Annotated in this window: 8 protein-coding genes; 5 read left to right on the forward strand and 3 right to left on the reverse strand. The window is 63.1% G+C overall.

Features of this window, described 5'->3' with window-relative positions; translation table 11 throughout:
• A partial coding sequence (gene epmA, locus VFL62_RS04460; RefSeq protein ID WP_325171171.1) for an EF-P lysine aminoacylase EpmA occupies positions 1 to 915 on the reverse strand: 915 nt, incomplete at its 3' end.
• Positions 916 to 1,055: 140 nt separating this feature from the next.
• Here epmA and efp point away from each other — a divergent pair.
• Together efp and VFL62_RS04470 are read left to right on the forward strand one after the other, a co-directional pair.
• The gene (gene efp / locus VFL62_RS04465) at positions 1,056 to 1,622 is read left to right on the forward strand and encodes an elongation factor P (RefSeq protein ID WP_325171165.1); all 567 of its coding nucleotides are present in this window, start codon (positions 1,056 to 1,058) and stop codon (positions 1,620 to 1,622) included.
• 36 nt (positions 1,623 to 1,658) lie between these two features.
• On the forward strand, positions 1,659 to 3,275 hold the full coding sequence (locus tag VFL62_RS04470; RefSeq protein ID WP_414644602.1) for a M23 family peptidase: 1,617 nt from the start codon (positions 1,659 to 1,661) through the stop codon (positions 3,273 to 3,275).
• A gap of 27 nt (positions 3,276 to 3,302) precedes the next feature.
• On the opposite strand, the gene VFL62_RS04475 is transcribed toward VFL62_RS04470, so the two are convergent.
• Positions 3,303 to 3,800: a cupin domain-containing protein gene (locus VFL62_RS04475; RefSeq protein WP_325171172.1), complete on the reverse strand. Its 498-nt coding sequence runs from the start codon at positions 3,798 to 3,800 to the stop codon at positions 3,303 to 3,305.
• 42 nt (positions 3,801 to 3,842) lie between these two features.
• A complete protein-coding gene (locus VFL62_RS04480) occupies positions 3,843 to 4,322 on the reverse strand; it encodes a carboxymuconolactone decarboxylase family protein (RefSeq protein ID WP_325171167.1) in 480 nt (159 codons plus the stop codon).
• Between the two features lie 53 nt (positions 4,323 to 4,375).
• Between VFL62_RS04480 and VFL62_RS04485 the strand changes: the two genes are divergently transcribed.
• From VFL62_RS04485 to VFL62_RS04495, 3 genes are all read left to right on the forward strand, one after another.
• Positions 4,376 to 4,966, forward strand: coding sequence for a MarR family winged helix-turn-helix transcriptional regulator (locus VFL62_RS04485; protein ID WP_325171168.1), 591 nt, complete (start codon positions 4,376 to 4,378; stop codon positions 4,964 to 4,966).
• A gap of 51 nt (positions 4,967 to 5,017) precedes the next feature.
• Positions 5,018 to 6,259, forward strand: a complete 1,242-nt coding sequence (locus VFL62_RS04490; protein ID WP_325171169.1) for a lytic murein transglycosylase — start codon at positions 5,018 to 5,020, stop codon at positions 6,257 to 6,259.
• A 58-nt stretch (positions 6,260 to 6,317) separates the two neighbouring features.
• Positions 6,318 to 6,866: lyase family protein (locus VFL62_RS04495; protein ID WP_325171170.1), on the forward strand; the 549-nt coding region annotated here is incomplete at its 3' end.

The following is a 6,866-nucleotide window of genomic DNA, read 5'->3' on the forward strand; positions in this document are numbered from 1 at the left end:
GTCCAGCGGATAGCGCTCGCCGTATCGGCGCTGCTTTTCATCCATCGCCAGGTTAAAGCGGCGGCGCTGCTCGGCGGTATCGGTCAGTTCACCAAATCCGTTCGCCAGTTCGACGCCGCAGGCATAGACCTCGAAGCGCTCGGCAACACGCGGATCGGATGAAACGGCACGCGCCAGCGCTGCCTCCGGTAGTGGATATTCGTAGAGTAAAGTAAGGCGCCCCTGCCCCAGATTTGGTTCAACATGCTCGACCAGTATCTTACTGAAGATATCCGACCATGTGTCATCGGTAGAAACACGGACCTTGGCGCTGGACGCGGCGGCGAGCGCTGCGCGGTCAGCTTCGCCCTCGACAATGGTGGCCAATACGTCGATACCGGCAAAACGCAGGAACGCTTGAGCAACCGTCAGCATCTCGGGCTCGATGAAGGGGTTGGCGGTCTGTCCGCGAAATGAAAATTGCCCGATTCCGGTAGCCTGCGCGGCATGGGCGATCAGGACGATGGTATCGGCCATGACGGCATCATAAGCGGCGCCCGCCCGATACCATTCGAGCATCGTGAATTCCGGCAAATGCAGCCGGCCGCGCTCGCGATCGCGAAACACGCGAGCCAACTCGAAAATCTTGGTTTCCCCGGACGCAAGCAGCTTCTTGCAGGCAAATTCGGGCGAGGTCCGCAAATAGCGGGGCATGCGGGCGCCATCAGCGGCGGTCAATTCCACCCGCGGCGCATGCAAATGGGTTTCGTTGCCGGGAGAGACCTGCAAAACCGGTGTTTCGACCTCGATGAAGCCCTGCTCGTCGAACCAGGTCCGCACCGCCCGGGTAATGGCGTTTCGGGCGACCAGAAACGGCCGGATATCGGCACGCCGGCGGGCGGACCACCATGGCGACGAGCTCTTATCCGCAGTCATCAACCAATCGCCCTGTCGGGTCCGCAAAACGCTAGCTTCACGGCACAAAATCAGTATGTTGCAGCCCGAAACCGCCCCCACGCGCCCCCAGGGAAGCCCCTGCCAGGCAGCGTCCGGGCCAGAATATCAGGAAAACAGCATTGAAAGTCATCGCCAGCTCTATTCGCAAAGGCAACGTTATCGAGCAAGACGGCAAGCTCTACGTAGTGCTTACGGCCGAAAACATCCATCCCGGCAAGGGAACCCCGGTCAGCCAGATCGAAATGCGCCGTATCGGCGACGGGGTGAAGATTTCAGAACGCTACAAGACCACCGACCAGGTGGAAAAAGCTACCGTCGAAGACCACAATTTCAACTACCTCTACGAGGACGGCGACGGCTTTCACTTCATGAACGCCGAGAATTACGATCAGGTCCAGGTCTCCAAGGAGATCGTCGGCTCGTCGGCACCTTATTTGCAAGAGAACATGACCGTGAAGCTGTCGCTTCATGAAGGCAATCCGGTCGCGATCCAGTTGCCGCAGCGCGCGACGCTGGAAGTCGTGGAAACCGAGCCGGTCACCAAGGGACAAACGGCGTCGTCCTCCTACAAGCCTGCCGTGCTGTCCAATGGCGTCCGCACCGCCGTGCCGCCGCACATCAGCGCCGGCACGCGAATTGTGGTCATGACCGAAGACGGGTCTTACGTCGAGCGCGCAAAGGATTAAGATAGCAAGACGGGTCATGCGCCGGGGGGCGTTGCGGTGGGATCGGGGGCCAGCAAGTTCGCGAAGTGTTTGCAGCTAGCTTTGCTTTTGCTGGTTGCCGGCTGCCATGCACTCGCCGCAGACGAATTCAGGAGTCCTTCGGTCTCGGTCGCGCGCACGGACTGGCGTGCCGCGCTCGATCAACTCCGCACCGAAATCGGCAGTGAACCTTCGGTCGCGTCGGCATTCACATTCGCCACCCGACGCCGGCTGACGCCCTCGGACCCGCGCGCGCTGCCCGCTTTCGTGCAGATCAATGCGGCAACCTCGCCCATCTTCACCGGCATCTCCCGCAGCACCGTGCCGGTCCTGCTGCCGTTTGATACCGCGGCCTATCTGGAGGCCCGGTGGACCGGGACGCTGGAAGGGCTGCCGCTGTCGCACTTTCAGGCCGACTTCCGCCCCGTTGACCTGTTCGACGCGGGACCCGCCGGATACGACGCGGTGTTTTCACTCGAGCCCGGCGTCGGTCCGCCACGGATCTTTGCCAAGCCGGTGGAAGTTCAGATCACCGGCTCGCTATTGATCTACGATCTCAACGATCCCCTCGGCGGCAAAGGCGAATCGGTCAAATCGCTGGCGGCGCAATATCCGGATCTGCGCCGCTTTATCCGCGAAGGCTATGTGCGATACGCCTTTACGCGTTTTGGCATTCCGTATGTGGTTTCGATCCAATGCCTCGACAGCGCGCCGAGGCCACGGCGGCTGGCCTGCCGCGAAGCCTATCCGGTCGCCGAACGCTTTCTGAAGGCGCTGCACGTGGCGGGTGGATTGCCGTCGCGCCCGCGCCAGGACATCGCACCCGACCCGATCGAACGCCCGCTAGATCTGTCTGCGGATTTCACTTACCGCGCGCCTGGCGATCTCATCGCGCACAGCGGTTCGCGCAAGCAAGGCGGCCGGATCGATTACATCGCCTACTCGCAGATTCGTTTTCCGCTGGAAAAGGCACCCGCCTTCGCCCACTCCCAGTCATTTGGAAAACGCAAATCGAGCGACCGGACCGATGAACTTGCGGGTGGACCGACCAGCTATCCCTGGCAGGACAATTTTTGCGAGGCCCGCAGTTTTGGCGTCGGTCAGTGCCCAAGCGGCTTCGGCCATCAGGGCATCGACATGCGGGCACCCTGCCCCGCCCACGAGGATGGACAGGAGCGCTGCGATCCCAAACAGCAGCCGGTGGTCGCCGTTCGCGATGCCGTCCTGATCCGCTCGCCGAAGCAGCAGGCGGCCACGCTCCAGGTCAATACCCGTAACGAGCACATTCGTTTTCGTTACATGCACATGAACCCGGCTGCGATGGATGCCGATGACATCCTGAACGGTCGCCATGTGGCGGAAGGCGAGAAGATCGGCGTCGTCTCCAATTATCTCGACCATCCCAACGGCACCACCCGCCACCTGCACTTCGACATCCAGGTGTTCACGCGCGACGGCTGGCTGTGGGTCAACCCCTATGTCACTCTGGTCGCGGCCTATGAGCGCCTGCTGCACGGACGCGGACGCGAGGTCGGGCCCCGTAGCCTGCCGGCCGCCGCCGACGTCGCGCATGCGCTTCCCGAAGACATGAACCGCATGATCCGCCAGGAAACGGAAGAAGGCGGCGACAACTAGTTCTTCACGCCAGACTCCGATCGCCTTCTAATCGAGCAAGGTCGTGAGTTCGGCGCCTTCGTCGGCCACGAACACCGCAATCAATTCGGCAGGCTCGGTGTTGCTCGCGTTGGCCGAGACCACATGCGTCGAGCCCGGCGGCTCGAAGAACGACTGACCCACCGAAAACGTCTCGATCGGACCTCCGCCGAGTTGCGACCGGATTTCGCCCTTGGTGATGTAGGCTGTCACCGAGCCGGAATGGCGATGTGCGGGCGTGAAACCTCCCGGACCGTAGGACACCCGCACAAAGGTCACGCGCTTGCCGGGAACGTTCGGCAGGGCGTGGGACGTGATCACTTCGACCTTGTTGAGCGGTGAGCCTGCGGCCGACGCACTGGTCATGCAAAGCGGCGCCAGGACGCGCGCGACCTTGCCCATCGTCGGCGGCAACGCGCGCGCTGCGCCCAGCGCACAGGCAAGCCCGGCCATCGCCGCGAGAAAGAGCGGCCGTTGCCGGAGCCGCATCGAGACGGGGGATATCATCGCTGTGGCAATCACGACCGTTGTTCCCGTTGCTTCATTGGTTCACGACGCGGCTGCGCTGGGACGCGCCTGCCGCCCCGGCGGCGTCCAGCGGTAGGCGACGCCGAATACGTTCCAGGCATTGACCGAGGCAATCGCCGAGGTCAGATAGGTCAGTTCGGAATCGGAAAACTCCGCACGGACCTCTTCGTAAATTTGGTCGCTGACGCCGTCGCTGCGCACGGTCAGCGCTTCGGTCCAGGCCAGCGCGGCACGTTCGCGCGCCGAAAATTGCGACACCTCCCGCCACACCACAAGGAGGTTAAGCTTGTCGGCGGATACGCCGAGCTTTTCGGCCAGAAGAATATGATGCTGCACGCAGAAGGCGCAGCCATTGATCTGCGAGGCGCGCAGCTTGACCAATTCGAGCAGTTCCTTGTCGCGGCCTGCCTTCGCGGCAAATCCACCGAGCGCGAGCGTGGCCTCGTAGGCATCCGGCGCCAGCTTCTGAAAATCGGCATATTCCTTTCTGGCGTATGACATTTCCAACCTCCCGTGTTATCAGTACTCTGATTAATTATAAGAGCACTGATACTATGCGCAAGGCATCAAATATCACGAGGCCGAGACCAGCGAAAAAAGCACGCACTCGACGGCAAAGATCCCGGCCAGCGACCAAATCCGCCCGGCGCGAAAACGGCTCCGCCGCGATCCCTGCCCCGCATGGCGTAAGGCCGCCGCCGCCCGGCGCCGGCAAGCGCGGCGAGGACGGCCATATCGCCTACCTGCTGCGGCAGGCCCAGGCCGCCACCCGTCTGACGATGGACCGTTCGCTCGCCGATCTCGGCGTCACGCCGCCGCAATTCGCCGTACTCACGATGCTGAACGCCTATCCCGGCCTTTCCGGCGCCGATGTTGCCCGTGTCGCATTGCTGACGCCGCAGACCGTGGGCGTCATCATCGGTAACCTGGAGCGCGATGGCGCGATCAAAAAGACACCGCACCCGGTGCACGGCCGGGTGCTGCAATGGACGCTGACACGGCACGGCTCGAATTTGCTCAACAAATGCCGCCGCCGCGTCGATGCCGTGGAACGGCGTCTGGTAGCGGGGCTTGGGCCGAGGGAAGAGGTCGTCATCCGGCGTTGGCTGTCCAGAATTGCCCTTCAGTTGCAGGAGGATGGCTAGGCGGAAACCTGCATTTTGCCGGGCGGCGCATGGCGCGGTTAGACTGGCCGAATGACGAAGCCCGATTCCCGACGAGGACCTTCGCGCCGCGCGCTGCTGCGGGCGGGCCTTGCGATCAGCCTGTGCCCAGGCGCCCTGCTTGTCAGCCGCCGCACCGCCGCGGCTTCGCCTGGCTTCGACCAATGGCGGGACGGCTTTCGCAGCCGTGCCCTGGCCAAAGGAATCTCGGAGACGACCTGGACGCGCGTGATGGGCCGGCTCGCACCGGACATGTCGGTCTTCGCGGAGATCGGAAACCAGCCCGAATTCAAGGAAGAGACCTGGCAATATATCAATCGCCGCGTCTCGGACTGGCGCATCATTCACGGCAAGGAGGCGCTGCGAAAGAACCAGGCGCTGTTTAGCCGGATCGAGAAGGATTTTGGCGTCGAGCGCGGCACGCTGCTTGCGCTGTGGGGCGTCGAATCCGCCTATGGCGATCCGCTGGTGCAGCAGAACCATATGCGACCGGTCTTCCCCGCGCTCGCGGCGCTCGCCTGGAACGAGCCGCGCCGCCGCACCTATTGGGAATCCGAACTGATCAACGCGCTGCGGATCGTCGATCGCGGCTGGAGCACGCCGGAGGAAATGCGGGGCTCCTGGGCCGGTGCAATGGGTCACACCCAGTGGATGCCGGAAGTCTGGCTCAATGTCGGCATCGACTATGACGGCGATGGCCGGGTATCGCCGTTCGGTAAACCGGACGATGCCCTCGGTTCGACCGCCCGCTACCTCGTCAACCGCGGCAAGTATCATCCCGGCGAGCACTGGGGCTATGAAGTGCGCGCCGGCGGCGCATCCGCGCGCGGCCACCGCAGCTATGCGGCCTGGGCCGCTGCCGGCGTAACGCGCGCCGACGGCGCACCCTTCCCGCAACCGAACGCTTCGGCACAGCTCTGGACGCCTGTGCCGGGTGGACCGAGCTTCCTGCTCGGACCGAATTTCTATTCGGTGCGCAGTTACAATCCCGCCATGAACTATGCGCTGGCGATCTGTCATCTCGGCGACCGTATCCTCGGCGGCGCCCCGTTCATCCAGCCATTCCCCGGTTCGGAGCGCGCGCTAACGCTTGCCGAGGTGCAGGAGATGCAGATCAGGCTGACCAAGGCCGGATTCGATACCGGCGGCACCGATGGCAGGGTTGGCAATGACACGATGCAGGCGGTCAAGAATTATCAAACCAAAATGGGCCTTCTGCCGGCCGACGGGTATGGCGGGCTGAAGGTCCTGGCGCGGCTGCGGCAGGGATCGTGAGATCGGCAGCGCCGCAACGGAGTTTGTCGAGATTTTAGCCTCGGATCCAGGAGTTCTCATGCGTTCAGCGGCCACTACCGTTCTCGACTCCGTGCTGTTTCGCGACGCCTTCGGCACGGTGCAGATGCGCGAAATATTTTCCGACCAGGCGCTGATCGGCCGCTATGTCGAGGTCGAGATCGCCCTGGCGAAGGCCGAGGCGAAATGCGGCGTCATTCCCGCCGAGGCGGCGGCGACCATCGCGCGTCAGGCCAGCGCATCGACGCTTGATTTCGATCTCTTGCGCGAAGAGACCGATAATGTCGGCTACCCGATCTTGCCGCTGGTGCATCAGATCGCCAGACAATGCGGCGATGCCGGCCGCTATGTGCATTGGGGCGCGACCACGCAGGACATCATGGATACCGCGGTGGTCCTGCAACTCCGGGCAGGCTTCAATCTGATCGAGCAGGACATCGCGGCGTTGCGCCGGATTCTGGCGGATCTGTCGCGGCGACATCGCGATACGCCAATGGCCGGCCGCACCCATTTGCAGCAGGCTTTGCCGATTACCTTCGGCTACAAGGCCGCGATCTGGCTTGCCATGTTCGATCGCCATGCCGAGCGG

The organism is Bradyrhizobium sp., assembly GCF_035701725.1.
Classification (GTDB): Bacteria; Pseudomonadota; Alphaproteobacteria; order Rhizobiales; family Xanthobacteraceae; genus Bradyrhizobium.

Excerpts from the sequence above, each read along its gene's own strand:
- VFL62_RS04475 (WP_325171172.1), bottom strand. The coding sequence starts at position 3,800 with ATGATATCCCCCGTCTCGATGCGGCTCCGGCAACGGCCGCTCTTTCTC.
- VFL62_RS04485 (WP_325171168.1), top strand. The coding sequence starts at position 4,376 with ATGCGCAAGGCATCAAATATCACGAGGCCGAGACCAGCGAAAAAAGCA.
- VFL62_RS04480 (WP_325171167.1), bottom strand. The coding sequence starts at position 4,322 with ATGTCATACGCCAGAAAGGAATATGCCGATTTTCAGAAGCTGGCGCCG.
- VFL62_RS04490 (WP_325171169.1), top strand. The coding sequence starts at position 5,018 with ATGACGAAGCCCGATTCCCGACGAGGACCTTCGCGCCGCGCGCTGCTG.